This is a genomic window from Micromonospora saelicesensis (assembly GCF_900091575.1).
Classification (GTDB): domain Bacteria; phylum Actinomycetota; class Actinomycetes; order Mycobacteriales; family Micromonosporaceae; genus Micromonospora; species Micromonospora saelicesensis.
Window position 1 is genome coordinate 430,671 of sequence record NZ_FMCR01000004.1, and the last position, 25,433, is coordinate 456,103.

The following is a 25,433-nucleotide window of genomic DNA, read 5'->3' on the forward strand; positions in this document are numbered from 1 at the left end:
CGCCCGCCCCCTACGCCCGGGGGAACATCTGGCCGATGCGGATCCGGTTGCCGAACGGGTCCCGGATGCCGAAGTCGATCCCGTACGGGCGCTCAGTCGGCTCGTCGGTGATCTCGACGCCCTTCGCCACAAGATCCTCGTGCGTCTTGCGGGCGTCGTCAGTGGTCATGAAGAGGTACCCGCCGAGGGCACCCTTGGTGAGCAGCTCCCGGACCTGCTCGGCGGTGGCCGGGTCCAGCGCGGGCGGGCCCGGCTTCTCCAACAGGATCTCGCGCTCCGGGTCGCCGGGCAGGTTGACAGTGAGCCACCGCATGAAGCCGAGGTCCTGGTCGGTGTTGACCTCCATGCCGAGCTTGTTGACGTAGAAGTCAAGCGCGGCGTCCTGGTCGAGGACGTAGATCTGGGAGCGGCTGATCGCGTTCATCGTCATGCCCATGACGCTAGAGGTAGACCGTGACCTGCGGCTTATCCAAAACTGCTGGGTCGGGTCCAGGCTTTGGTGAAGCACGACGGCACGTTGGCCGGCGCGACGCGTCGACGCCGGAAATCCGAGGGGGACTCCCCGACGATCTGTCGGAACGTCCGGCTGAACGTGCCCAGGCTGCCGAAGCCGACGGCGTAGCAGATGTCCGTCACGTCCCGGTCGGTCTCCACCAGCAACGACATCGCCCGCTCCACCCGGCGGCGTTGCAGATAGCGGTGCGGGGTCTCCCCGAAGGTGGCCCGGAAGGTACGGATGAAGTGCGCCTGCGAGACGTGCGCGATCCGGGCCAACGCGGGAATGTCCAGAGGCTCGGCGTACGCCCGGTCCATCGCGTCCCGGGCGCGCAGCATCGCCCGGTTCGACTCCTCCACCGCCCGACTCATCGGCCCGCCTCGCCTTGCTCGCTGCCCGGCCCCAGGTTACCGCCGGGCACCCGTCGTCCAGCCGGGTAGCGTTTCGCCCCCGGCTGCCTCTCGCCAGGGCGGGGGCTATTGCTGTCCCTTGGCCTTCTCGACCTCGTCCATGTCCACCACCTGCGTGCCCCGCCTACCCCGGCGACGCCCGAACGGGCGCTCATCGGGCGACAGGAGCGCCTCCAACTCCTCTGAGTAGGGGACGTTCCGAGTCAGGATCGCCTCCAACTCCTCGGAGTGCGCGGCGCAGCGGTCCGTGATGCCGGTGCGGTCACCGACGCTGACGGTGTACGTCTTCACCTGCGACGAGGGGTTCCGGCAGACGTCGCATACGTCGATTTCGATCCGCACTTGCAACCCTGTCTGATCTGGTCCTAGCATCTCCCACTGCTCGATTCCGAGAGGTGGGCATGACCGCAAGTAAGCTTGTGGACCCGGATGAGTTTATTCGCTGGTTCGGCGAGGGAAAGACCTACTCCTGGATCATCGACGAGTACCGGCGCAAGTACGACCTGCGGATCGGGCACGGAACCATCTCCAACTGGCGCCACCAGCTCGGGCTGAAGAAGCGCACCGTACGCGACAGCAACCTCATCCCGTGGGCGGTGAAGCCCGAGCACCGTCACAACCACATGCTGCACATGCTGCGTACCGAGGCCCGCCGCCGCGCTGGCGAGCCGGTCCCGCCCGACCGGCTGAAACAGCTCCGGGGCTGGCTTAACAACCTGGCCGAGCAGGATGCGGTCGCCCACTACGAGCCGGACACCGCGCAGGGCTGGTGGCTGGTCCCCCGCCGCCCCGGAGTCGACGGGGGCCTGATCCGCGAGCCTGGCCTCGTCACCCGATCCCGCGGGTCCAGGAGATAGCGCAGAGCGTGCCCGTTCGCGCCTCTGGTGCCGCCGGTTGAGGCGTGTCGGAATCAGTGCCGGTTGCTGTCAACCGGTCGACTCGTGGCAGTGCCGTTCGGAAGGCCTGATGTAATTGGAGCCCCCGGCCGGGATCGAACCGGCGACATCTCGCTTACAAGGCGAGTGCTCTGGCCAGCTGAGCTACAGGGGCGCGTGCGTCGAGGTCAGCATAGCGACTGACGTCCGGTAATCCCGATGGCGAGGCCTCCCGAGCACGGGAATCGTCAACAACCCGACGCTGACTCGTTTCACACGGCGTCGATTGATGTCTGACCGTGCCCGAGTGACCGGAATGCGTAGCCCGCCTGATGGGCTGGGCGGCCTCCCGCCTTGGCAGCACGGGTAAACGCGTTTACGGTTCACTGACACGGACGACGACCGGGCGCCCCCGCGACCGCGCCGCCGTCCGCTGAACCGGCACGGACACGTGCCGGTTGCTCCTTCACTCGGATCGTCCGGCACGTTCCTGCCGGTGAAAGGAAGCGCTTCACCATGGCTACGGTCACCTATTCCAAGGCGTCCCGGGTCTACCCGGGCCAAGAGCGTCCCGCCGTCAACGAGCTGGACCTCGAGATCGGCGACGGGGAGTTCCTCGTCCTGGTCGGCCCCTCGGGTTGCGGTAAGTCCACCAGCCTGCGGATGCTCGCCGGCCTGGAGGACGTGGACGCCGGTTCGATCTACATCGACCAGCGTGACGTCACCCACCTTCCCCCGAAGGCCCGCGACATCGCGATGGTCTTCCAGAACTACGCGCTCTACCCGCACATGACGGTGTACGAGAACATGGCGTTCGCCCTCAAGCTGCGCAAGACCTCCAAGTCGGAGATCGACCGGCGGGTCAAGGAGGCGGCCGGGCTGCTCCAGCTGGAGGAGTACCTCAGCCGTAAGCCGAAGGCGCTCTCCGGTGGTCAGCGTCAGCGTGTCGCGATGGGCCGGGCGATCGTCCGCGAGCCGCAGGTCTTCCTCATGGACGAGCCGCTGTCGAACCTCGACGCCAAGCTCCGCGTGCAGACCCGTACCCAGATCGCGTCCCTGCAGGCCAAGCTGGGCGTCACCACGGTCTACGTCACGCACGACCAGGTCGAGGCCATGACCATGGGTCACCGAGTCGCGGTGCTGCTCGACGGTGTCCTCCAGCAGGTGGACACTCCGCGGGCGCTCTACGACACCCCGGCCAACGTGTTCGTCGCCGGCTTCATGGGCTCTCCCGCCATGAACATCAAGACCGTTCCGCTGAACGAGCGGGGCGCCGAGTTCGCCGAGCTGCAGATCCCGCTGACCCGGGAGCAGGTCGAGGCGGCCCGCGCCGAGGGTGGCGACGGCAAGGTCACCGTGGGCTTCCGCCCGGAGGACTGCGAGCTGGTCAGCCCGACCGAGGGCGGCATGCCGGTCGTGGTCGAGCTGGTCGAGGACCTCGGCTCTGACGCCAACGTCTACGGCCACGCCGCGCTGGGTGGCAACTCGGAGCGCTTCGTCGTCCGCACCGACCGGCGCAACATGCCGAACATGGGTGACACCGTGTTCGTCAAGCCGGTCGCCGGTCGCAGCCACGTCTTCCACGCCGCCACCGGTGGCCGGATCTGACGTAACGCCGTACCGACAGGGGCGGTCCGCTTCGGCGGGCCGCCCCTTCGTCGTACCTGGAGTGGCTCTTCACTCTGTGGAGCCAGCGCGGGGGTGGCTCTGTGGGGTGATTCGGCAAGGCTGGCCGTTCTCGTACGGTCACGGCGACCCGAACCGGAGGAGGCGTCGTGCCCACCGATCTCGCCCAGCCCGCTGCTCACCACCCGACCGCGCATTCCCGGCCGTACCGGGTGCTCCGCCTGGCCGGCCGCAGTCTCGCCTACTGCGCGGCGCTGGCCCCGGTCGCCGTACTCACACTGGTGACCGCGCCGCTGGGCGGTGCCGGCGCCGCCGTCGCACGCTGGCGTGCCCTGCGTGGCTGGTTGCTCGGGACGCCACCGACGACAGTGCCGGGCCGGCGGCCCGGCACTGTCGCGGTGCTCGGCCACGCCCTGCTCAGCCTGCTCGTGGGTGCCGTTGCCCTGCTGCCCCTCGGCGTCGAACTGCTGATGGTGCTGCGCGGCGTGCTCTACGGGGTGGTGGACCCGGGGCCGTACGACAATTCCTGGGGTGGTCCGACCCGGGCCGGCGCGTGGCTGGCGCACTTCCTCGTCGGCCTGCCGATGGCCGCCGCCGGGCTGGCCGCCCTGATCGGCATCGCCGCCGTGCACCAACGGCTCACCCGGCGCCTGGACGGCGAACGCGGTCCGCTCTGGTTGCTTCCGACCGTGCTGCTGATGGCGCTCGCCGGGGCTCTGCTCTTCGTCGCGTGGACCCGTCAGATCTGAGCACGAAGGCCCCCTCCCGCGCTCGGCGGGAGGGGGCCTTCGTTCGACGTGCGCTACTGCTCGACGGAGCGCCGGCGGGCGACCTCGGCCAGGGCGACCGCCGCTGCCACGCTGGCGTTGAGCGACTCGACCTCGGAGATCATCGGGATGCTGACGGTCAGGTCGCAGGTCTCCCCGACCAGGCGGGAAAGACCGCGCCCCTCGGAACCGACCACCACCACCAGCGGACCGACCGCAGCCTCCAGGTTGTAGAGGTCGGTGTCGCCGTCGGCATCCAGGCCGACGACCATGAAGCCGGCGTCCCGGCACGCCTTCAGCGACCGGGTCAGGTTGGTCACCTGCGCCACCGGCACCCGCGCGGCCGCGCCGGCACTGGTCCGCCAGGCGGTCGCGGTGATCCCGGCGGCACGACGCTCGGGTACGAAGACACCCTGCGCGCCGAACGCGGCAGCCGACCGGATCACGGCGCCCAGGTTGCGCGGGTCGGTGACACCGTCCAGCGCGACCAGCAGGGGGGCCTGCTGCTCCAGGGCAGCGGCGACCATGTCCTCGAACGGCTGGTACGCGAAGGGCGGCACCTGCAAGCCGACGCCCTGGTGCAGCACCCCGCCGGTCATCCGGTCCAACTCGGCGCGGCTGATCTCCAGGTTGGCGATGCCCCGGTCGGCGGCGGTCCGGATGATTTCGTTGATCCGGTCGTCCATGTCGATGCCCTGGGCCGTGTAGAGCGCCGTCGCCGGCACGTTGGCGCGCAGCGCCTCCAGCACCGGGTTACGCCCGACCAGCAGCTCCGGAGTGTCCTTGGACGGGTTGGACTTGCGCCCCGGCGTGACCCGAGGGCCGGATCGCCCGGTGGGCTTGCCGCCCCGTCCGCCGGTGGCGGCACCCCGGCCGCCCGGTACGCCCCGACCGCCACCCCGACCCCAGGTGGTGTCCTTGCTTCCGGGCTGGCCGATCTTGGGGGCGCGCCCCTCCTCGGCCGCCGCGCGGCGCTCCTTGTCCTGCTTCCAGGCGGTGCGCTGGGGCAGCTTCTCGGTGCCCGAGTAGCCCTTGTGCCACGGCCGCTCGTCCGCGGGCAGGGTGCGACCCCGCCCGGCCAACGAGTCCTTGTTCTTGCCGCCGGTGCCCTTGGGGGCGCCTGCCTTCGACGTCAGTCGCCGGCCACGGCGCTGCGAGTTGCCGGCCATCAGTCCTGCTCTCCAATAGTCCAACGGGGGCCCTGGGGGGTGTCCTCGACCACCACGCCGGCCAGCTTGAGCTGGTCACGCACCGCATCCGCGGCGGCCCAGTCCTTGCGGCCCCGCGCCTGCGCACGCTGCTCCAGGGCCAGCGCGATCAGGGAGTCCACCACGGCACGAAGATCGTCCGATCGGCCGCCGCCGGTCCAGGCCGGGTCGAGGGGGTCGATCCCGAGAATATCCAGCATTGCCCGCACCACGGCCAGCGTGGTGCGGACGGTCACATCGTCGCCGACGCTCAGCGCGGTGTTGCCGTCCCGAATGTGCTGTTGCAGCACGGCCAGCGCGGCGGACGTGTTGAGGTCGTCGTCCATCGCCGCGACGAAGCCGGCGGGCAGCTCACCGAGCGGCCCGGCACCGACCCGCTCGGCGGCCCGCTGCACGAAACCCTCGATCCGCCGGTACGCGGTGGCCGCGTCGCGCAGCGAATCCTCGGAGTAGTCGATCACCGAGCGGTAGTGCGCGGCGGCGTAGTAGTAGCGCAGCTCCACCGGCCGCACCCCGAGCGAGTCCACGTACGCCAGGCCCAGCGCGTTGCCGGCGGACTTGCCCATCTTGGCCCCGCCGATGCTGAGCAGCCCGTGGTGCACCCAGTAGCGGGCGAACGGCAACCCGGCCGCCTGGGACTGGGCGATCTCGTTCTCGTGGTGCGGGAACGTCAGATCCAGGCCACCGCCGTGGATGTCGAACTCCGGGCCGAGATAGCGCCAGCACATCGCCGAGCACTCGATGTGCCAGCCGGGACGGCCCAGCCCCCACGGCGAAGGCCAGTAGGCGTCCGCCGGCTCGTCCGGTTTGGCACCCTTCCACAGCGCGAAGTCGCGCGGATCCCGCTTGCCCCGATCCGGGGCGTCCCCGGCCGACTGCATGGCGTCCGGAGACTGACCCGACAGCGACCCGTACGCCGGCCAGGACGCCACGTCGAAGTAGACGTCGCCGGAGCCGTCACTCGCCGGGTACGCGTGCCCGTCGGCGATCAACTTCGTGATCAGCTCATGCATCTCGGGGACGTGCCCGGTGGCGCGCGGCTCGTAGGTGGGCGCCAGCACGTTCAACGACCGGTACGACTCGGCGAGCAGCAACTCGTTGGCGTACGCGATCGACCAGAACGGACGACCCTGCTCGCCCGCCTTGACCAGGATCTTGTCGTCGATGTCGGTCAGATTGCGAATGAAGGTGACCTCGTAGCCGGCGGCCAACAGCCAGCGGCGCAGGATGTCATAGTTGACGCCGGAGCGAAGGTGACCGATGTGCGGCGGTGCCTGAAGGGTGAGACCACACAGGTAGACCCCCACCTTGCCGGCTTCCCGCGGGACGAAGTCCCGCACCGATCGGGTGGCGGTGTCATACAGGCGTAGCGTCACCGTACAAGGGTAGCTGTCCGTGCCTGTCCGGGTCCGCCGGTGCCGGGTCGTACGCTGCCAGGCGTGGATGCGACCGCACGCTCCGGTGGCTCCGGTGACCCGCCAGCCAACCCCACCGCCCCCGCCGACCCGTCCTTCAACCGGGCTTCCGGGCCGACCGACGCGGCCCTCGGGCGGACCGAGGCTGGCTCGGGGCGGGCCGACGCGGTTGCGGGGCGGGGCGGGGAAACGTCGCAGACGCTCGACCGGGGGTTGCGGCTGCTGCACCTGGTCGCCGACGCCTCTGGCGGTCTGACCGTCACCGAGGCCGCGAATCGGCTCGGCATCGGCCGGGCCGCCGTCTACCGACTGGTCAGCGCGCTGACCGGGCACGGCATGCTGCGCCGCGACGGAGACGGTCGGCTACGCCTCGGTGCCGGGTTGCTGCACCTGGCTCGACGGGCCCAGCCGCTGCTCGCCGAGGGTGCACTGCCCGCGCTACGCCGCCTCGCCGAGCAGGCCGGCGCGACCGCGCACCTGACCGTCGTCGAAGGTGGCGAGGGCGTCGCCCTGGCCGTGGTCGAGCCGAGCTGGACGTCGTTCCACGTCGCGTACCGGGCCGGGGCACGGCATCCACTGGACCTGGGAGCGGCCGGCCGGGCGATCCTGGCCGGTCGCGCCGGGGTGGCCGAGCCGGTGAGTAGCAGCGGAGAGTTGCAGGCCGGGGCGTACGGGGTGGCCGCACCGGTGCTCGGCGTACCCGGCCTGGAGGCCAGCGTCGGCGTGGTCGCGCTCGCCCCGCTGGACGTCGACACGATCGGCCCCGAGGTGCTGGCCGCCGCCCGAGCCATCACCACCGCCCTCAGCTGACCCCGACCGCCGCACCCCACCCCACCGCCCCGCGCGCCACCCACCGCCCCCCACGGCTCGATCAACTCGGGTTCACGGAAGTCGCGGTGTCCCGAGGCCGGTGACCGCCCGACTTTCAGGAACGCGAGTGGATCACCGCCCGTCGACGGCTCCGATGCCTGATTGGTCGGCCGTTCTGGCCGTATCCATAGCACGATCGGCAGGCGGATTCGTGGTTGTCCACAGGTCCAGCGTCGAGCGCGGGCCGGGTTGTCCACAGGGGTTTCGGCGGCCAGTCGGGGGTCGGCAGGCTGCTCGGCATGCCCCCACGTCCGCATCGCCCCGATGCCCTGGCCTGGCAGGTCTTCCGCGGCTCCGACGCTGTCCGGGACGGCCTGCTCACCGAACATCAACTGCGCAACTCTGCCTGGGTGCGGTTGCGCCACGACATCTACGCCGACTCGCGCCTGGACCGTGATCACGCCCTCGCGTGTCGCGCCGCCCTCCTGCGGCTACCGCCCGGCGTGGTGGTCGGCGGCCCGTCGGCCGCCTACCTGCACGGCGTCCAACACGCCGCGAGCTTTACCGACGATGTGCACGTCCTCGTGCCCCGACCGCTGCGGATCGGCCCACAGCGTGGCCTCCGCGTGCACGTCAACGCCATCACCCCGCTCACGGCGAGCGAGACGTCTGAGCCCGCGGCGCCAACCACACGACGACCGACAGCGGGACGACCGTCGAGCGCTGGAGGTCCACGTGATGCAGCGCGACCTACGGGAGTGGGCCGCCCACCTACCGGCGGAATGTCACCACGCCCAGCACGGCAACTGTCCCGCCCGGCCGCCGTGTCCGTCGGAGCAGGGGGCATGGTGGTGGCTGATCGAGGCGACGGGTGCGCGGCGGCCAGCCCGCCCAGGCCCAGGGAGCAAGACCTCCCGATCCCCCGATCCGACCCCGGGCGGGCCGCCTGGGAGACGGCTGTCTGGCTCGACCCGATCCGGGCGGTCACCATCGTCGATTCGCTGCTCGGTCAGGGGCTGGCCGATCGCGAGACGCTTGCTGCCCTGGCTGTCCGCAATGCTGACCGGCCGGGTGCGCGACGAGCACGCTGGGTGTTCGACCTGGCCGACGGCGGAGCCGAGTCTCCGCCGGAGTCACAGCTACGCGTGCGGTTGGTGCTGGGTGGGCTGCCGCGCCCAGCGGTTCAACATCCGGTACGCCTGCCCACCGGCATTGTTCTGCACCCCGACCTTGCCTGGCCGCAATATCGGGTAGCGGTGGAGTACGACGGGAAGTCGCACTCCGACGTGGAGCAGCTGCACCGCGACCGCCGTCGGCTGCATCAGCTGGTCGCCGCGGGTTGGCTGGTCCTGCACGTGACCAGCCGCCGGCTGAACGGCGAGTTCCCGGCGGTGATTCGAGAGGTACGCGACGCGCTGGTCAGCCGCGGCTGGCGACAGGGATCGTCCAGATGACCGGGATCAACTCGGGTTCCTGGAAACCGCGCCATCCTTCAGGCACCAACACCACGCCTTCAAGGAAGCCGAGTCGATCATGAGTGGCGCGGGGCGGCGGCCGGTGACAACAGGCCTGGACGAGCCGGGGCCCGGTCGACGAGGTGTCGACCGGGCCCCGGAGGACGGTGGCGGTTGGGCCACCGCAGTGCGATGTGCGCTACGGGCGGGCGTTCGGCTTGAGCGGGGTCTTCACCGCCGCGTAGGCGTCGACGATCCCGTAGCCGTAGAAGCCGTTGAAGTTGACCCCACCGGCGCAGTACGCGTCGTAGGTCTCGTCCCGGCCCTCGTTGCGGTACTGCTGGAGGCGCGGCTCCGGGCATGCGTGCTCGGCCGCCGTGCGGTAGAGGTGCTGCTCGACCAGGTCCGGCGACATGCCGAAGCCAGTCCGACCCTGCGCCTTGCCGTACCGGCTGACGATCAGCGCGGCGACACCGGCGGCGTGCGGGGAGGCCATCGAGGTGCCCTGCAGGTACGTGTAGTACCCGCACTCGCCGTTGGCCTTGCACTGTTTGAACACGCTCGTGGCGACGCGCGGATCGATGTTGCCGTCCGCGTCCACCTTCGGGTCCGGGATGGTGACGGAGATGGGCTCCTCCTGGAGCACCTTCAGCGGGTAGCTGGAGAGGATCCGGTTACCGGGGGTGTTGTACGTCGGAGTCCCGAAGCCGTCCCGCGCGAATCCACCGGGCGCGGCAACCGAGATCTGCTCGGTGCCGTAGTTGGAGAAGTCCGACTTCTTGCCGGACGGGCCGACCGACGACACGCCGATCACGTGCGGGCCCTCGGTGGGGAGGTCCCAGCAGCTCTCGTTGTCGATCGGGCGGTCATACGGGTCGGCGCCGTAGTCGGGGCTCGTGACGTCGGTGCGCGGCGCGCCCAGGTCCTCGTTGTTGTTGCCGAGCGCACCGACGAGGGTGACGCCCTTGTTGTGCGCGAAGACCAGTGCCCGCTTCATCGCCTTGATGATGGCCCGCTGCTCGGCCTGGTCCTCGGGCGAGTCGGCCGGGTTGGCGGTGCAGTTGTAGAGCCACGGGTCGACATAGAACGACATGTTGACCACGTCGATCCCGGACCGGCCGGCGTAGACCAGGGCGTTGACGACCGGGTCGAGGAAGAAGTAGCCGGAGTCCTGGCCACCCTTGAGCTCGACCAGCGAGACGTTCGGGGCGACGCCGGAGAGACCGAAGCCGTTGGCCGCGGCGCCGATGGTGCCGGCCACGTGGGTGCCGTGGCCGCCGTCGTCGGTGCCGACCGGGTCGAGGCAGCTCGGCACCTCGCAGGGGCCGTCCACATCGGTGAGGTCGGGCGCGAAGTTACGCGACAGCGACCAGTTGAAGTTCGGCGCGATGTCCGGGTTGCTGGCGTCGACGCCGGTGTCCAGTACGCCGACGGTCACCCGACGGTCGCCCGGCTCGATCTTGCGGGCCTTGTCGGCCCGGATCATCTCCAGGCCCCACAGCTTGTCATCGAGCGGATCGAGCTTGGCGCCCTTCTTGGCAGCACCGGCAGGAGCACCGGCAGCGGCCGGCAGGTGCTCCTGCTCGACCCGGTCCAGCTTCGGCTTGCGGCCGATGGCCTTCTGCTCGGCTGCGCCGATCAGCGTCGGTGCCGCGGTCGCCCTGGCCGCGAAGTCGGCCCGGTCGCTGCTCACCTGGAACATGCCGACCTCATCGGACCGGGACACCACAGTGCCGCCAGCTGCCCGGATCGCGGCGACGGCCGTGTCGGCGGCGACGCCATCCTCGGCGACGACGGTGAAGGTCCGGGAGTTGCTCGGCGCGGCGTTGGCCGGCACACCCAACCCCGTAGCCGTAAGTGCCAGCACAGCCGCGGTCGCGACCGTACGGGCGGTGAAGCGCTTGCTCACCACATCGGATCCTCTCGTTGAGGGACGTGGCAGCCATCACACAACAACGACCAGGATTACGCCAGTTGAGCGCCCGTTATGGCCGTGAATCCCGCCAGTTCGAGCCGCATCCCGGCCGCACAGGCACAGGCCGCACAGGCACAGGCCGCACAGGCACAGTCCGCACAGCCACACGCCGCACGGACACAGGCCGCACGGACACCCGCGCCGGCCGCCTCGACCTACACACCTACCGCGTCGACACCCAGATTCGCCAGCGCGACCGGCAGGTCGGCCAGGCTGGAAACCTCGGCGTCGGGTGGGCAGCCGAGGGGGCGAGGCAGGCCGAGCCGGTTCAGCCACACCGATCGCAGGCCGGCCCGGCGAGGCGCCACCACGTCGTGCTCCCACGAGTCGCCGACGTACACGATCTGCTCGGCTGGCACCCCGGCCGCCGCGACCACCGCCGCGTAGAACTCCGGGGCTGGCTTCTTGGGCAGGCCGTTCTCGTGCGCGTACAACTCGAAGGAGAACTCGCCGGCGAGCCCGCACCGTTCGGCGCGGCTGTTGCCGTTGGTGGCGAAGCCCAGCGTGTACCGGCCGCGCAGCGTGGCCAGCGCCGGTGGTACGTCCGGAAACGGTCGGGTGAGAGCGAAGCGCTGGGCGAAGAAGAGGTCCGCGATCTCGTCCAGGTGGTGGACCAGCGCGGCGCGGGCCAGCGACCGGGCCAGTGCGGCGCGCCGGATCTCCGCTACCGGGGCGGCGCTCAGCTCGCCGAAGACCGCGCCCCAGTCCGACTCCAGTTCGGCGAGCGTCACCCCGGCCGCCGCAGTTGTGCGTCGCCGCATCTCGTCGAGGACGGCCACCAGCCCGCCCGTGACCGCCGGACGCAGGTCCAACAGCGTCTCGTCAGCGTCAAACACCACAGTGGTCAGCACGACGCCCACCCTCTCACCGCCAGCAGAACCCACCGCCCGCCGAGGTCACCGACCGACCGCCGACAAGCGCCGACGATCAGGAGCAACGACCGCCCAAAACCTCACCGACCGTCGAGCGCCAGCTCGGGCTCGGGCGTGGTCGGCGCGGGCGTCGAGGGCGACCCGCGCAGCTCGTCGAGGCGTACCAGGGCGACGCCGGCGACGATCAGCGCACCGCCGAACAGCTGCCAGCCGGTGGGCAGCTCGTTCAGGAGCAGCCAGGCGATCAGCACTGCGAAGAGCACCTCGGTCAGCCCGAGGAACGACGACAGGCGGGGCCCGAGGATCCGGGTGCCGGCGATGCCGGCGAGGTACGCGATGACGGCGGCCACCAGCGACAGCCCGGCGATGGGCACCAACCAGGTGGTGGGCTGCCCGGCGAAGGTGACCTCGCCGAAGGTGGCGTGCAGCGGCAGCAGGCCGGTCAGCCCGATGAGGAGCAGCATGGCGGCGCCGACGGCCATTCCGCCGCTGGCCATGGCGACCGAGGGCAGCCGGGGGTCGACCCGGCCGGCGAGCACGAAGTATCCGGCCAGGCCGAACGCCGCGCCCAGCCCCCAGAGCACGCCCACCGGGTGGAAGTCGGCGGTGCCGGCGAGGTCGAGCACGAACGCCAGCCCTGCCAGCGCGGCCACCGACCCGGCGATGGTGAGTCGGCGGGGCGGCTGCCCGTGCCGAAGCCACATCCAGGCCACGACGAGGATGATGCCCAGGTATTCCAGCAGCAGCGCGACACCGACCGGCAGGTAGCGCACGGCGTTGAAGTAGCACACCTGGGCCAGCCCCACACCGAGGAGCCCGAACAGCCCGATGGCGGTGGCGTTGCTCCGCAGCACGTCCCATTTGCCCCGCAGCGACAGCAGGGCGGGGATCGCCAGCACCAGGGCGGCCACGCCGACGCGGGCGATCACCGCGGACTCGGCTGACCAGCCGGCCTCGATGAGCGAACGGGCGAATGTTCCGGAGGTGGCGAAGGTGACTGCGGCGAGCAGCGCCAACCCGACGCCGGCAACAGATCGTGAGTGCATGTCGCGCTCCTCCGGGATGGGCACCGTGTCATGAGCAAACTATCCTTGTACTGATGACGCTAGGCGGAAGCCGTGACAGGAGTCAAGTTGCTATTCGCTCATGACACCGAATGTTCGCTGATTGCCGCCGCGGCGCTGGTCAACACCGCGGGTCGGGACGGTGAGTTGCTGCCCGACATCGCGGCGCTGGACGCGTTCTTCGTCCGTCACTCCTACAGCGGCCGGCACGAGCACACCGAGGCCGAGCTGCGCGCCGTACGGGAGCTGCGGCCCCAACTGCGCCGCATCTGGTACGCCGAACCACCCGAGATCGTCGCGGTGGTCAACGGCCTGCTGCTGGAACACAAGGCGCTGCCCCAGCTCATCGAGCACGACGACGAGCCGTACCACCTGCACGCCGTTCCCCGCGACGCGCCGCTGGCCACCCGGATCGCGGTCGAGGCCGCCATGGCGATGGCCGACCTGGTCCGTACCGGCGAGCTGAGCCGCCTGCGGATCTGCGAATACCCGGACTGCGACAACGTGGTCGTCGACCTGTCCCGCAACCGGTCCCGGCGGTTCTGCGAGGCCGGCTGCGGCAACCGCGCCGCGGTGACCGCCTACCGCGCCCGCCGGGCCGCCGGCCGCTCCTGAGCGACGGTCGTCCACTCCTCGGCCCGCACCTCGTACTCCACCTCGCCCTGCTCGGTGCCCGGAATCGGGTCGTCCCACTGGAGGTGGAAGGTCCGCACGTAGCGCAGCCCGGCCTTCACCATCACCCGCCGGGAACGTTCGTTGACAGTCATCGTCTCGGCCCAGACCCGACGCACCCCGACGGTGTCGAAGGCGTACCGGACCAACGCCCGCGACCCCTCGGTGGCCAGCCCCCGCCCCCACGTCGAGCGGCGCAGCCGATAGCCCAACTCGGCCTCGGTGCCGTCCGTCGACGGGTCCAACGCGAACCAACCCAGGAACTCGCCGGACTCCCGGTCGTGCGCCGCCCACCGACCCAGCCCGGGGTACCTGTCGTACTGGGCCAGCAGCCTCGGCAACTGCTCATCGCGCACAGTGGCCAGCGGGGTCGCGACGCCCCCGGTGAGAAAACGCATCACCTCGGGGTCGCTGTCCAACTCGACCAGCACGTCCACGTCGGCCATGGTCAGCCGCCGCAACCGCAGCCGCTCGGTCCCCGCCGGCACCGCCGCGCCATCGTCACCCATGGCCCGGATCATCCGTCCTGTTCAGGACCCCGTCGAGCCGTTTATCCGGGCCGGGTCCCCCGGGATCTGCCGGCGCCGCACGGGACCGTCCGCTCCCCCGTGCCGGGCGGTCCCACCACCCGGACAGCCACAGCCGGACCGAGCCACGGCCAGAGCAAGCCACGCCCACCATCACAGCCGCGCTCAGCACCCGACCACGCCCACCACCCGACCGACCACTTCGGCCACCGAACCCCGCCGGCATCCCCGGCCGCCCACGCAAGATCGTGCTCGATCGTGGAAAGAGTGGGGTCCTGGCGTGCGGAAGCCACTACATCCAGGATCGAGCGCGATCTTGGGGCAGCCCGGCCCGGGGCGCGCGGGGGCGTGGTGATGCCACAGACGATTCAGGTCGAAAGGAAGGCCGCCGCATGTCCCGGATCGCCCCGGACGGCCGCGCGACGACACCACGTCGACCGCACCTGCCGCCGCGCCCGCTCTGGCTCTGCCGGGTCTGCGCCGCGCCCTGGCCGTGCCCGGTCGCCCGACTCACCCTGCGCCAGGAGTACGCGCACGACCGCATCGGGTTGAGCATCTACCTGTGCATGGCCCTGCACGAGGCCGCTGCCGACCTGTACCGACTCAACCCGCACGACGGCCCCGACCCCGCCGCGCTCTTCGCCCGCTTCCTCGGCTGGGCGAGACCACGGCACCTACCCTGACCAGGGCAGGCGAGCCGGGTCAGGGGTGGGTCATCCGGAGCAGGTCCAACGTCTCGTCCAGCTGGGTCTCGGTGAGCTTGCCGGAGTCGACGTGACCCCGGGAGATGACCACCTCGCGGATCGAGGTCTGCTTGGCCAGCGCCTCCTTGGCGATCGACGCGGCCTCGTCGTACCCCAGGTAGCGGTTGAGTGGAGTGACGATCGACGGTGAGCCCTCGGCGTACGCCAGGCAGACCTCGGCGTCCGCGACCAGGCCGACCACAAGCCGGTCGGCGAAGAGCCGGCTCACAGCGGAGAGCAGCCGGATCGACTCCAGCAGGTTGCGGCCCATCACCGGGAGCATCACGTTCAGCTCGAAGTCGCCCTGTGAGCCGGCGAACCCGACGGTCGCGTCGTTGCCGATCACCTGGGCGCAGACCTGCCGCATCGCCTCGGCGACCACCGGGTTGACCTTGCCCGGCATGATCGACGAGCCGGGCTGGAGGTCCGGGATACGCAGCTCGCGCAGACCGGCGCGGGGGCCGGAGCCCATCCAGCGGATGTCGTTGGCGATCTTGTAAAGGCCGATCGCCACGGTCCGCAGCTGCCCGGAGGTCTCCACCAGCGCGTCCCGCGCGCCCTGCGCCTCGAAGTGGTTACGCGCCTCGCTCAGTGGCAACCCGGTCGACTCGCGCAGCCTGTCGATCACGGCGGCCGCGAAGCCGAGCGGGGTGTTGATCCCGGTGCCGACGGCGGTGCCACCCAACGGCAGCTCGGCCAGTCGCGGCAGCGCGCCCTCCAGCCGTTCGATCCCGTAGCGGACCTGGGCGGCGTACCCGCCGAACTCCTGGCCGAGGGTGACCGGGGTGGCGTCCATCAGGTGGGTACGCCCGGCCTTGACCACCGTCTCGAACTCGGCGGCCTTGGCCTCCAACGCCGACGCCAGGTGGGCAAGCGACGGCAGCAGGTCTTCGACGATGAACTGCGTGGCCGCCAGGTGGATCGAGGACGGGAAGACGTCGTTGCTCGACTGGGAGGCGTTGACGTGGTCGTTCGGGTGCACCGGCGAGCCCAGCTCCCGGCTGGCCAGGGTCGCGATCACCTCGTTGGTGTTCATGTTCGACGAGGTGCCGGAGCCGGTCTGGAACACGTCCACCGGGAACTGGTCGTCGTAACCACCGTCGGCCACGTGCGCGGCGGCGGCAGCGATCGCGGCGGCCACGTTGGCGTCGATCACGCCCAGCTCGCCGTTGACCTCGGCCGCCGCGCCCTTGATCTGGGCGAGGGCCTTGATCTGGGCCGGTTCCAGGCCCCGGCCGGAAATCGGGAAATTCTGCACCGCGCGCTGGGTCTGCGCCCGCCACAGCGCCTCGGCGGGCACCTCCACCTCGCCCATCGAGTCGCGTTCGATGCGGTAACCGGTCGCCTCTGGAGTCGTCACGCGTACCATCCTGCCGCGCCCGTGGCCGACTCGCAGATGATCCGTCAGCCCAACTCGGTGAGCAGCCGTTCCACCTCGTGCCGCTCCGGCGAATCGATCTGCCGGAACAGGGCCAGCGCCTGCTCCAGCGGCGCGCGGGCCGCCGTCGGATCCGTGTCCCGTACGCAGCGGGCGATGCCCTCCAACGCCCGGGCCTTCTCATTGCGGGCCCCGAGCCGGCTGGCGTCGTCGAGCACCCGGCGGTGCAGGTCGAGCGCGCTGGCAGCGTCCCCCTGCTCCAGCATCGCCCGGGCCAGCAGATTCCGGGTGGCGCACTGACCGACCCGGTCGCCGACGTCCGCCATCGCCACCAGCGCTTCCCGGTGCAGAGCGGCAGCATGATCCGGCTGCCCGGCCACGCGTTCCAGCACGCCGATCTCGTTGAGCAACTCCCCTTCGCCGAACCGATTGCCGGCCTTCCGCTTGAGGCGTAGAGCAAACCGCAGCAACCGACGCGCCGGCTCGCCGTCACCCAACCGGTGGCGGGTCATGCCCAGGTGCCCCAACGCGTTGCCGATCTGTCGCAGGTCGCCGAGCTCGCGAGCCAGCGCCAGGTGCCGCCGACACGTGCGCAGCGCCTCGTCGTACCGTCCCCACAGCAGCAGGGCCATCGCAAGATTGTTCAGGTTGTTGGCTAGTGGTACCTGCTCCTGCATCCGCCGGGCCAGCGCCGCGGCTGCCTCCAGGCACTCCCGACCCCGGCGATAGTCGCCATTGGCGACGTAAGAGTTGCCAAGGTTACCCAGGGTGTTACGCACCTCACTCTGCAACCCGAGCCGGCGGTAGACGTCGAGGGCCCTCTCCATCAGCCGGTTCGACTCGGCGAACCGACCCAACCGGTAGTGGGCCGAGGCGAGGTAGTTGAGCATCATCGCCATCGCCGTCTCGTCGCCAAGTTCCTCGGCCACACGCAGCCCAACCATGTGCGTTTCGACCAACTCGTCGAGGTGACCGCCCTCGAACTGGGCATACCAGCAGGCCCTCGATAGCTGCCAGCAGTGCCTGGGGAAGCCCTCCGTCTCGGCCAGCCGGACCAGGGCGGTCAACGCGGCCAGGTTGTCGTCGAACCATCCTCGGCCCTGCCCGACGATGGGCAGGACCAGATCGGGACGCGCCGGCTCCGGCAGCAGCGCCAGGCTGTAGCTGGAGGAGAGTTCCCTCGTGCGGGCAATCGCCGTGGCGACATGCAGGTGATGGTCGAGCAGACCCTCGATGCCGTCCCGCCGTTCACCCGCCCACCCCGGCTCGGCGACGAGCGTCCGCGCGTACTCCCGCACCAGGTCGTGCAGCCGGTAGCGGCCCGGCTCCGTCTCCTCGACCAGGTTCGCGTCGACCAGCTCGTCGAGCAGGTCCTGCGCCTTCGCAAGCGGCTGCCCGGTGAGAGCGGCGGCCACCGGGGTGTCGAACCGCACCCCGGGGTGCAGGCCCAACAACCGGAACGCGCGCTGCGCGACCGGGGACACCTGGGCGTACGACAGGGCGAAGGCACGGCCGACCGACCGCTCGCCCACCTCGAACTCGGCCAACGGATCCGGTCGGCTGGTCAGCCGCTCGGCCAGGTCGGCGATTCGCCAGTGGGGTCGGTGTGCCAGCCGGGCACCGGCCAGCCGGATGGCCAGCGGCAGGTGTCCGCAGCGTCGGACGACCTCGGTGGCCGCCACCGGCTCCGCCGTCACCCGGGCCACGCCGACGACCCGCCCGAGCAACTCGACCGCCTCGTCGCTGTCGAGCACGGGCAGCGACGAGGGCCGTCCCTCATCCACCCCGACCAGCCGGCGGCGGCTGGTGATCAGGATCAGGCAGTGCGAGCCGTTGGGCAGCAGCGGCGTCACCTGGTCGGCGGTCGCCGCGTTGTCGAGCACCAGCAGGGCCCGCCGACCGGCAAGCTCGCTACGCCAGAGCGCCAACCGGTCGTCCTGGCTCGTAGGCACCCTCTCGGCGGGCACACCGAGCTGCCGCAGCAGCGTGGCGACCGCCGCGGCCGGCGTCAACGGAGTGCGCTCGCTGTGCCCGTGCAGGTCGATGTAGAGCTGGGCGTCTGGGTAGTCGCCTGCGAGAGCGGTGGCGAGATGCACCGCGAGGGTGGTCTTGCCGCTGCCCGCCATGCCGTCGATGAGCTGGATCCGGGCCCCCGCCTCCACCTCCTTGACCAGGCGGGCCATCGTCTGCTGCCGGCCAGTGAAGTCGCCGATCGCCCGCGGCAGCGAGCGGACCGGAGCGGTCGGCCGCGCCTCCCGACCGGCCAGGGCCAGGTCACCGGCGAGCACCCGCTGGTGCAGCTCCTGCAACTCGGCGCCCGGCTCGATGCCCAGCTCGTCGGCGTAGGTCCGCCGGCCCTCCCGGTAGACCGCGAGCGCGTCGGCCTGCCGCCCGACCGCGGACAGTGCCAGCATCAGTTGTCCGCGCAGCCGCTCCCGCACCGGGTGCTGGTCGAGGCTCTCGGCGAGTTCGCCGATCAGCTCGGCGGCCCGCCCGAGGCGCAGCTCGACGTCGACGCACTCCTCCAGCGCGGTGAGACGCTGCTCGTCGAGTGCCTGTGCGCGGCGGCGGACGCTGCGGCTCGGGATTCCACCCAGCGCCGGACCGCGCCACAACGCCAGGGCGGCGCGGAATTCGGCACGCGCGTCGACCAGGCGGCCGGCCGTGACGGCGGCCCGCGCCGCGTCCACACCCCGGGTGAAGACCTCGGCGTCCAGGTCGGTCGGTGCGGTACGCACCCCGTACCCGGCCGGGTCGGTGACGATGAGGTCCGGTGCCAGCTCGAGTTCGGTGAACCGGCGACGCAACCGCGACACGCAGGTCTGCAACTGCGCCCGGGCGGTGGCCGGCGGGCGGTCCTCCCACACCGCGTCGACCAGCTCGTCGACCGGCACGAGCCGGCCGGCCCGCAACAGGAGCATGGCGAGCACGATCCGGTCGCGCCCGGCGGTGACAGTGGACTCGCCACCGCCCACCCGCAGGGGCCCCAGGATCCCGAACCGCATCTGCTCTCCCGCGTCAGTGGTGCAACTTCCAGCAGCGTAGTCCGGCGGTAACGGACCGCCTTGGTCAGGCGATAGCGATCTGAGAGCGGATCGACAGCGGTGCGCCGCACACTCATTCCGAGTTGTCGGTGACGGCATCCGACGGGGGCGGTGCGCCCGTCCCACCCCAGGGGGCGGGCGTACCGATGTCGGCAGAGCACGGGCGACAGAGCGGGCGCCGGGCGAGTTCGCCCGGCGCCCGTTTGCGTACCTGTCGGGTCAGCGGCGGCCGACGGTGAGCACCGGCTTGGTGACCTCGGCGAAGAAGTCGTTGCCCTTGTCGTCGACCACGATGAAGGCGGGGAAGTCCTCCACCTCGATCTTCCAGACCGCCTCCATGCCCAACTCCGCGTATTCGAGCACCTCGACGTGCTTGATGCAGTCCTGGGCGAGGCGGGCCGCGGGGCCGCCGATCGAGCCGAGGTAGAAGCCGCCGTGCTGCTGGCAGGAGCGGGTCACCTGACCCGAGCGGTTGCCCTTGGCCAGCATCACCTGGGAGCCGCCGGCGGCCTGGAACTTCTCCACGTAGGCGTCCATCCGGCCGGCGGTGGTCGGGCCGAACGAGCCGGACGCGTACCCCTCGGGGGTCTTCGCCGGGCCGGCGTAGTAGACCGCGTGGTCACGCAGGTACTGCGGCATCGGCTCACCGGCGTCCAACCGCTCGGCGATCTTGGCGTGGGCGATGTCCCGCGCGACCACGAGCGGCCCGGAGAGCGAGAGGCGAGTCTTCACCGGGTACTTCGACAGCTCGGCGCGGATCTCGTCCATCGGTCGGTTCAGGTCGACCCGGACCACCAGCTCGGCGTCGAGCGAATCGTCGGTGACGTCGGGCAGGAACCGCGCCGGGTCGGTTTCGAGGCGCTCCAGCCACACGCCCGACGGGGTGATCTTGGCGACTGCCTGGCGGTCCGCCGAGCAGGAGACGGCGATCGCCACCGGGCAGGACGCACCGTGCCGGGGCAACCGGACCACCCGTACGTCGTGGCAGAAGTACCGCCCACCGAACTGCGCGCCGATGCCGAAGTTGCGGGTCAGCTCCAGCACCTCCGCCTCCAACTCCAGGTCACGGAACCCGTGCGCGCTCATCGAACCCGCAGTGGGCAGCGCGTCAAGATACTTGGCGCTGGCGTACTTCGCGGTCTTCAGCGCGTACTCGGCGGAGGTGCCGCCGATGACGATGGCCAGGTGGTACGGCGGGCAGGCGGCGGTGCCGATCAGCCGCAGCTTCTCCTCCAGGAACTGCATCATCCGCGTTGGATTGAGCAGCGCCTTCGTCTCCTGGTAGAGGTACGACTTGTTGGCCGAGCCACCGCCCTTGGCCATGAAGAGGAACTTGTACGCGTCCGGGTGCCCGTCCGGGTCCTCGGCGTACAGGTCCACCTGGGCGGGCAGGTTGCTGCCCGTGTTCCGCTCGTCCCACATGGTCAGCGGGGCGAGCTGGGAGTAGCGCAGATTGAGCTTGGTGTACGCCTGGTAGACGCCCCGGGAGATGGCCTCCGCGTCGGCACCGTCGGTCAGCACGTGCCGACCGCGTTTGCCCATCACGATGGCGGTGCCGGTGTCCTGGCACATGGGCAGGACACCGCCGGCGGCGATGTTGGCGTTGCGCAGCAGGTCCAGCGCGACGAACCGGTCGTTCGGCGAGGCGGCCGGGTCGTCGATGATCGCCCGGAGCTGCGCCAGGTGCGCGGGGCGCAGGAAGTGCGCGATGTCGTGCATCGCCTCGGCGGTCAGCGCGGTGAGCGCGGCCGGCTCCACGGTGAGGAACCGACGGCCTCCCGGGCCATGTACGACGTCCACGCCCTCGTCGGTGACCAGGCGATAGTCGGTCTGGTCCGGGCCGGTCGGCAGCAGAGGGGCGTACGAGAATGCGGCGGCACTGCTCATGAGCGGCAAGCCTAGGGCAGACCGGTCGATCACTCCCACCCGCCGGGCGGGTCCTGGGACGCCGCTCTCATCCACCGGGCGTGCCGGGCCCGGCACGCCCGGTCGATCATCGGGTGAACGGCCCGCTCAGCCGTCCTTGCCGCCGCCCGGGTCGGGGCAGAGTTCGCCCTTCGGCCCGCAGTCGCCGTTGTTCGGCCCGCCGGGGCCGGGGCCGCCCGGCCCGGGATTCCCACCGTCGCCGGGCGGTCGGGTGGGCGAGCCCCCGGACGCGCCGAAGCGGACGTACCCGATCTCCCGCCCCTCGCCGATGATCATGCCCTGTGACCCGATGGCGAGGGCGTTCGCCGAGGTGCGCAGGACGGCCAACTCCCGGCCGGTGCGCGGGTCCAGTGCCGCCAGCCGGGACGGCTTCTCGTCGGCCACCACCGCCGCGTACGGGGTGAGCGCGGCCCCGGCCTTGCCGCTGGCCTGTCGCGTCCAGAGCACCTTCTCGGTGCCCAACTCGCGGGCGATGACCGAACGCTTGTCGGCGGCCCGGAACACCGCCGAACGGTCGTCCACCGCGATCAACTTGGTGCCCGGCTCACCGACCCAGAGCAGCCGCCCGTCGTACCCGTCGATCACCGCCTCGCGGCCGTCCGGGGCGACGCCGATCAGCACGTTCCGCGCACCCTGCGGGTCCTCGCGTTGCACGCAGCCGGCGGAGTCGGCGGTGCGCAGGTTGATGCCGGCCCGCTGCCAGGCCTCCTGCCCGGTCGCCGAGTCCCGGGCGGAGATGGCGAAGTAACAGGTGCCGTCCTGGGAGCGGGCGGCGATCCGCAGCAGCCGGCCGCCCACCACGGAGAGCCGCTCCTCCCGGCCGGGCTCGACGTTCTGCAGCACCCGGCCGGTGGCGGTGTCGACCACGTGGACCCGACCGTCGACCGGGAAGCCGAGCAGCGGTGGCGCGGCCTCCGCCCCGGCCACGCCGTCGTCGATCCGGGTGGCGGTGAGCCGGCGGGTGCCGCGCAGGCCCGGATTGTCGGCGAGCAGGCCGCTGTGCACCCCGGGCAGGAAGGCCGTCCAGAGCGGCGCGGTGCCACGCGGGTCCCAGGCGCTCAGGGTGCAGTCGGTGGCGTCCGTGCACCTGGCGTCGAGGAGCAGGTTGCGGTACGTCCAGACGGCCACCGCGTCATCGTCACGCCGCCGGGTCACCCCTGTTGTCGGGTCGAGCAGCTCGTACCCCTTGACCAGGAGCTTGCCCACTGCCACGACCGCGTCCCGGTCGCCGCCGGCGACCGCCGCCCAGTCCGCCTTGCGCTCCCAGAGCTGGGCGCCGGTGGCCAGGCTGCGAGCCTCGACCCGGGTGCGCTGCTCGACCACGACGGCGTCGCCGGCGATGGTCACGCTGCGCGGAGTGCCGCCGACCCGTTGCTGCCAGACCACGTCGGGCTCGGAGATGGGTTCGCTGCGGTCCACCCAGTCCCACAGGCCGGGGAACGGGTTCCACACGCCGGTGGCGGCGAGCGCGACGACCACGGCGAGGCCGAGCAGCAGCCCACCGCGCACGCTCCCCTTCGCCACCCGCACACCGTAGCCACGATCACGGATCTTCCGTACGCCCGCGCCGCCGTGTCGCCGCGCTTTCTGCGCTCGGAGGTGTTACAGCACCCTTCCCTCGGCCCGAACAGCACTGCGTACCAGCGGAAGCGTGCGGTAGGGGATCTGCTCGGCCAGCGCGATGATCGTCGAGGCGCGGGTGATGCCGGCGGACGAGACGATCTGGTCGATGACCCGTTGCAGGTCGGTGTTGGAACGGGCCACGATCCGGCAGAGCAGGTCGCTGGAGCCGGTGATGGTGTGCGCCTCCAGCACCTCGGGGATGGCGGCGAGGTGAGCGGTGACCGGGTCGTGGCCGTGCCGCTGACTGATCTCCAGGGTGACGAAGCTGGTCACCCCGAACCCGATCGCGGCCGGCGCGATCTCGGGGCCGAAGCCCTCGATGACCCGCCGCTCGACGAGCTTGTCCAGCCTCGCCTGGACGGTGCCCCGGGCCACCCCGAGCCGCCGGGAGCACTCCAGCACCCCGATCCGCGGCTCCTCGGCGAGCAGTTCGATCAGGCGCACGTCGAGCGCGTCGAGCTGTACATTCTGCTCACCATTCATGAGTGAAGACCATACCGAATGCGCAACCTGACCAGCATTTCTGCCAACAGTTGCCCACCCGGCGCCGGGGCAGCGATCCTCGCCACAAGAACCGACCACGGCGGCCCACAAGGCCGGCCGGTACGCGAGGGAGCCCACCATGACCCAGGCGATCGACCGACCCCAGTCGACCGAGGACGTCGACGTCGACCGGCTCGTCGGAGCTGTCGACCACGACATCAGCCACGACCCGTTCCCGGTGCGGGGCCTCGACCACGTGCACTTCCTGGTCGGCAACGCCAAGCAGGCCGCCCACTACTACTCCACCGCCTTCGGCATGACCTGCGTGGCGTACCGCGGCCCCGAGCAGGGCTACCGGGACCACGCCCAGTACGTGCTGACCAGCGGCTCGGCCCGGTTCGTGCTGACCGGCACGGTGCGCCCGGACGCCGAGGGTGCCGAGCACGTGGCCCGGCACAGCGACGGGATCAGCGACATCGCGCTGGAGGTCCCGGACGTGGACGCCGCGTACGCGCACGCCATCGCGCAGGGCGCCGCCAGCGTCGTCGAGCCGCACGAGGTGACCGACGAGCACGGCACCGTCCGGATGGCCGCCATCGCCGCGTACGGCGACACCCGGCACACGCTGGTCGACCGGTCCCGCTACACCGGCCCGTTCCTGCCCGGCTTCGTGGCCCGGGGCCCGATCGTGGACCGGCAGCCGATGATCGACGCCGGCATCCAGCCGAAGCGCTTCTTCCAGGCCGTCGACCACGTGGTCGGCAACGTGGAGCTGGGCCGGATGGACGAGTGGGTCGAGTTCTACAAGCGGGTGATGGGCTTCTCCAACATGGCGGAGTTCGTCGGCGACGACATCGCCACCGACTACTCGGCGCTGATGAGCAAGGTCGTGGCGAACGGCACCCGCAAGGTGAAGTTCCCGCTCAACGAGCCGGCGATCGCCCGCAAGAAGTCCCAGATCGACGAGTACCTGGAGTTCTACCAGGGCCCGGGCGCGCAGCACATCGCCGTCGCCACCAACGACATCCTGGCCAGCGTCGACGCGATGCGCGCGGCCGGCCTGGAGTTCCTGGACACCCCGGACTCGTACTACGACGACCCGGAGCTGCGCGAGCGCATCGGCAACGTGCGGGTGCCGATCGAGGAGCTGAAGGCCCGCAAGGTCCTGGTCGACCGGGACGAGGACGGCTACCTGCTCCAGATCTTCACCAAGCCGGTGCAGGACCGTCCCACGGTCTTCTTCGAGCTGATCGAGCGGCACGGCTCGCTGGGCTTCGGCAAGGGCAACTTCAAGGCGCTCTTCCAGGCGATCGAGCGGGAGCAGGAAGCCCGCGGCAACCTGTAACACTTGCGAGCGTGACGCAACCTCCGTCGTACCCGACGCCGCCGGTCGGTGGGCCCCGACCCACCCCCGGCGGCGTCGCGCCGCAACCCGGCCCACACCCCTACGGGTACGCCGCGCCGCCGCAGTACGCCCCACCCGGGTACGCCCCACCGCAGTTCTATGGCGGACCGCCGCGACCGGCGGCCCCGCCTCCGACGCTGACCCCGGGCGGACAGCCGCTGGCCAGCTTCAGCGATCGACTCCTGGCCATGTTGCTCGACTCCGCGGTCTTCATGGTGGTCGGCCTGGTGCTCGCGGTGCCCGCGGCGATCATCTTCCTCGTTGTCGTTGCGCCCGACATCTCACTGTTCGCGTCGGACGGCTCGCTTGGCGAGGTCGACTTCTTTCACGACCTCATGCTGCCCCTGATCTGGATCGACCTGGGGGTCATCGCGATCTCGCTCGTGCTCGCGTACGTCTACTACGTCGAGATGATGTTCAAGACCGGTCAAACCTTCGGCAAGAAGATGATGAACCTGCGGATCGTGCCGCTGGATCCGACGCGCTCCCTCGACCGCCGGGCCGCCGCGAAGCGGTTCCTGGTGCAGCAGCTCTCTGGCTTCTTCCCGGGGCTGAGCTACCTGGACGGGTTTTGGCAGCTCTGGGACAAGCCGTGGCAGCAGTGCCTCCACGACAAGTTCGCTGGGACGGTCGTCGTTAAGGTGTCCCAGTGAGCGAGCG

At 70.8% G+C, this 25,433-nt stretch carries 24 protein-coding genes and 1 tRNA gene; 9 read left to right on the plus strand and 16 right to left on the minus strand.

Annotated features, from left to right (window positions below):
- Nucleotides 1-10: 10 nt before the first annotated feature.
- From GA0070561_RS20185 to GA0070561_RS20195, 3 genes are all read right to left on the minus strand, one after another.
- Nucleotides 11-430, minus strand: coding sequence for a VOC family protein (locus GA0070561_RS20185; RefSeq protein ID WP_088952055.1), 420 nt, complete (start codon nucleotides 428-430; stop codon nucleotides 11-13).
- 35 nt (nucleotides 431-465) lie between these two features.
- Entirely contained in the window at nucleotides 466-867 is a 402-nt protein-coding gene (locus GA0070561_RS20190; protein WP_091403075.1) for a helix-turn-helix domain-containing protein, read from the minus strand.
- A 105-nt stretch (nucleotides 868-972) separates the two neighbouring features.
- Complete coding sequence (locus GA0070561_RS20195) at nucleotides 973-1,197, minus strand: hypothetical protein (protein WP_141710410.1); 225 nt, start codon at nucleotides 1,195-1,197, stop codon at nucleotides 973-975.
- A 110-nt stretch (nucleotides 1,198-1,307) separates the two neighbouring features.
- On the opposite strand from GA0070561_RS20195, the gene GA0070561_RS20200 reads away from it, so the two are divergent.
- A complete protein-coding gene (locus tag GA0070561_RS20200) occupies nucleotides 1,308-1,763 on the plus strand; it encodes a hypothetical protein (RefSeq protein ID WP_141710411.1) in 456 nt (151 codons plus the stop codon).
- Between the two features lie 116 nt (nucleotides 1,764-1,879).
- On the opposite strand, the gene GA0070561_RS20205 is transcribed toward GA0070561_RS20200, so the two are convergent.
- Nucleotides 1,880-1,956: transfer RNA gene (locus GA0070561_RS20205), tRNA-Thr, on the minus strand.
- Nucleotides 1,957-2,297: 341 nt separating this feature from the next.
- On the opposite strand from GA0070561_RS20205, the gene GA0070561_RS20210 reads away from it, so the two are divergent.
- Together GA0070561_RS20210 and GA0070561_RS20215 are read left to right on the plus strand one after the other, a co-directional pair.
- Nucleotides 2,298-3,389: an ABC transporter ATP-binding protein gene (locus GA0070561_RS20210; RefSeq protein WP_091403085.1), complete on the plus strand. Its 1,092-nt coding sequence runs from the start codon at nucleotides 2,298-2,300 to the stop codon at nucleotides 3,387-3,389.
- A 167-nt stretch (nucleotides 3,390-3,556) separates the two neighbouring features.
- Nucleotides 3,557-4,156 carry a hypothetical protein gene (locus GA0070561_RS20215; RefSeq protein WP_091403088.1) on the plus strand — a complete coding sequence of 200 codons (600 nt, stop codon included), beginning with the start codon at nucleotides 3,557-3,559 and terminating at the stop codon, nucleotides 4,154-4,156.
- Nucleotides 4,157-4,209: 53 nt separating this feature from the next.
- On the opposite strand, the gene rlmB is transcribed toward GA0070561_RS20215, so the two are convergent.
- Nucleotides 4,210-5,343 carry a 23S rRNA (guanosine(2251)-2'-O)-methyltransferase RlmB gene (gene rlmB, locus GA0070561_RS20220; RefSeq protein ID WP_091403090.1) on the minus strand — a complete coding sequence of 378 codons (1,134 nt, stop codon included), beginning with the start codon at nucleotides 5,341-5,343 and terminating at the stop codon, nucleotides 4,210-4,212.
- The gene (gene cysS / locus GA0070561_RS20225; protein ID WP_091403093.1) at nucleotides 5,343-6,758 is read right to left on the minus strand and encodes a cysteine--tRNA ligase; all 1,416 of its coding nucleotides are present in this window, start codon (nucleotides 6,756-6,758) and stop codon (nucleotides 5,343-5,345) included. The genes rlmB and cysS overlap by 1 nt, the downstream gene beginning before the upstream one ends.
- 63 nt (nucleotides 6,759-6,821) lie before the next feature.
- On the opposite strand from cysS, the gene GA0070561_RS20230 reads away from it, so the two are divergent.
- A complete protein-coding gene (locus tag GA0070561_RS20230) occupies nucleotides 6,822-7,607 on the plus strand; it encodes an IclR family transcriptional regulator (protein WP_091403096.1) in 786 nt (261 codons plus the stop codon).
- A 491-nt stretch (nucleotides 7,608-8,098) separates the two neighbouring features.
- Here GA0070561_RS20230 and GA0070561_RS34325 read toward each other — a convergent pair whose 3' ends face one another.
- Nucleotides 8,099-8,239, minus strand: a complete 141-nt coding sequence (locus tag GA0070561_RS34325; RefSeq protein WP_244166334.1) for a hypothetical protein — start codon at nucleotides 8,237-8,239, stop codon at nucleotides 8,099-8,101.
- Between the two features lie 213 nt (nucleotides 8,240-8,452).
- Between GA0070561_RS34325 and GA0070561_RS34330 the strand changes: the two genes are divergently transcribed.
- Entirely contained in the window at nucleotides 8,453-9,061 is a 609-nt protein-coding gene (locus GA0070561_RS34330; protein WP_244166335.1) for an endonuclease domain-containing protein, read from the plus strand.
- Between the two features lie 199 nt (nucleotides 9,062-9,260).
- Here the strand turns inward: GA0070561_RS34330 and GA0070561_RS20240 are convergent, their stop codons facing one another.
- The 3 genes from GA0070561_RS20240 to GA0070561_RS20250 all read right to left on the minus strand — a co-directional run bounded on the left by GA0070561_RS20240 (nucleotide 9,261) and on the right by GA0070561_RS20250 (nucleotide 12,954).
- Complete coding sequence (locus tag GA0070561_RS20240; RefSeq protein WP_091403579.1) at nucleotides 9,261-10,970, minus strand: S8 family serine peptidase; 1,710 nt, start codon at nucleotides 10,968-10,970, stop codon at nucleotides 9,261-9,263.
- Nucleotides 10,971-11,191: 221 nt separating this feature from the next.
- On the minus strand, nucleotides 11,192-11,887 hold the full coding sequence (locus tag GA0070561_RS20245) for an HAD family hydrolase (protein ID WP_091403581.1): 696 nt from the start codon (nucleotides 11,885-11,887) through the stop codon (nucleotides 11,192-11,194).
- A 101-nt stretch (nucleotides 11,888-11,988) separates the two neighbouring features.
- Nucleotides 11,989-12,954, minus strand: coding sequence for an EamA family transporter (locus tag GA0070561_RS20250; RefSeq protein WP_091403584.1), 966 nt, complete (start codon nucleotides 12,952-12,954; stop codon nucleotides 11,989-11,991).
- A gap of 87 nt (nucleotides 12,955-13,041) precedes the next feature.
- Between GA0070561_RS20250 and GA0070561_RS20255 the strand changes: the two genes are divergently transcribed.
- Complete coding sequence (locus tag GA0070561_RS20255) at nucleotides 13,042-13,587, plus strand: CGNR zinc finger domain-containing protein (protein ID WP_091403587.1); 546 nt, start codon at nucleotides 13,042-13,044, stop codon at nucleotides 13,585-13,587.
- On the opposite strand, the gene GA0070561_RS20260 is transcribed toward GA0070561_RS20255, so the two are convergent.
- Nucleotides 13,554-14,153 carry a GNAT family N-acetyltransferase gene (locus GA0070561_RS20260; RefSeq protein WP_091403102.1) on the minus strand — a complete coding sequence of 200 codons (600 nt, stop codon included), beginning with the start codon at nucleotides 14,151-14,153 and terminating at the stop codon, nucleotides 13,554-13,556. The two genes, GA0070561_RS20255 and GA0070561_RS20260, sit on opposite strands and share 34 nt — an antisense overlap.
- Nucleotides 14,154-14,563: 410 nt before the next feature.
- Between GA0070561_RS20260 and GA0070561_RS20265 the strand changes: the two genes are divergently transcribed.
- A complete protein-coding gene (locus tag GA0070561_RS20265) occupies nucleotides 14,564-14,854 on the plus strand; it encodes a hypothetical protein (protein WP_091403104.1) in 291 nt (96 codons plus the stop codon).
- A gap of 19 nt (nucleotides 14,855-14,873) precedes the next feature.
- Here the strand turns inward: GA0070561_RS20265 and GA0070561_RS20270 are convergent, their stop codons facing one another.
- The 5 genes from GA0070561_RS20270 to GA0070561_RS20290 all read right to left on the minus strand — a co-directional run bounded on the left by GA0070561_RS20270 (nucleotide 14,874) and on the right by GA0070561_RS20290 (nucleotide 23,368).
- Nucleotides 14,874-16,283: a class II fumarate hydratase gene (locus GA0070561_RS20270; protein ID WP_208603809.1), complete on the minus strand. Its 1,410-nt coding sequence runs from the start codon at nucleotides 16,281-16,283 to the stop codon at nucleotides 14,874-14,876.
- A gap of 35 nt (nucleotides 16,284-16,318) precedes the next feature.
- Entirely contained in the window at nucleotides 16,319-19,297 is a 2,979-nt protein-coding gene (locus GA0070561_RS20275) for an AfsR/SARP family transcriptional regulator (protein ID WP_091403106.1), read from the minus strand.
- 258 nt (nucleotides 19,298-19,555) lie between these two features.
- The gene (locus GA0070561_RS20280) at nucleotides 19,556-21,223 is read right to left on the minus strand and encodes a fumarate hydratase (RefSeq protein ID WP_091403108.1); all 1,668 of its coding nucleotides are present in this window, start codon (nucleotides 21,221-21,223) and stop codon (nucleotides 19,556-19,558) included.
- 126 nt (nucleotides 21,224-21,349) lie between these two features.
- Entirely contained in the window at nucleotides 21,350-22,792 is a 1,443-nt protein-coding gene (locus tag GA0070561_RS20285) for an outer membrane protein assembly factor BamB family protein (protein WP_373861562.1), read from the minus strand.
- A gap of 72 nt (nucleotides 22,793-22,864) precedes the next feature.
- Nucleotides 22,865-23,368, minus strand: coding sequence for an Lrp/AsnC family transcriptional regulator (locus GA0070561_RS20290; protein WP_091403110.1), 504 nt, complete (start codon nucleotides 23,366-23,368; stop codon nucleotides 22,865-22,867).
- Between the two features lie 139 nt (nucleotides 23,369-23,507).
- On the opposite strand from GA0070561_RS20290, the gene hppD reads away from it, so the two are divergent.
- Entirely contained in the window at nucleotides 23,508-24,713 is a 1,206-nt protein-coding gene (gene hppD, locus GA0070561_RS20295) for a 4-hydroxyphenylpyruvate dioxygenase (protein WP_091403113.1), read from the plus strand.
- An 11-nt stretch (nucleotides 24,714-24,724) separates the two neighbouring features.
- Entirely contained in the window at nucleotides 24,725-25,426 is a 702-nt protein-coding gene (locus GA0070561_RS20300) for an RDD family protein (RefSeq protein ID WP_091403116.1), read from the plus strand.
- Nucleotides 25,427-25,433 lie beyond the last annotated feature (7 nt).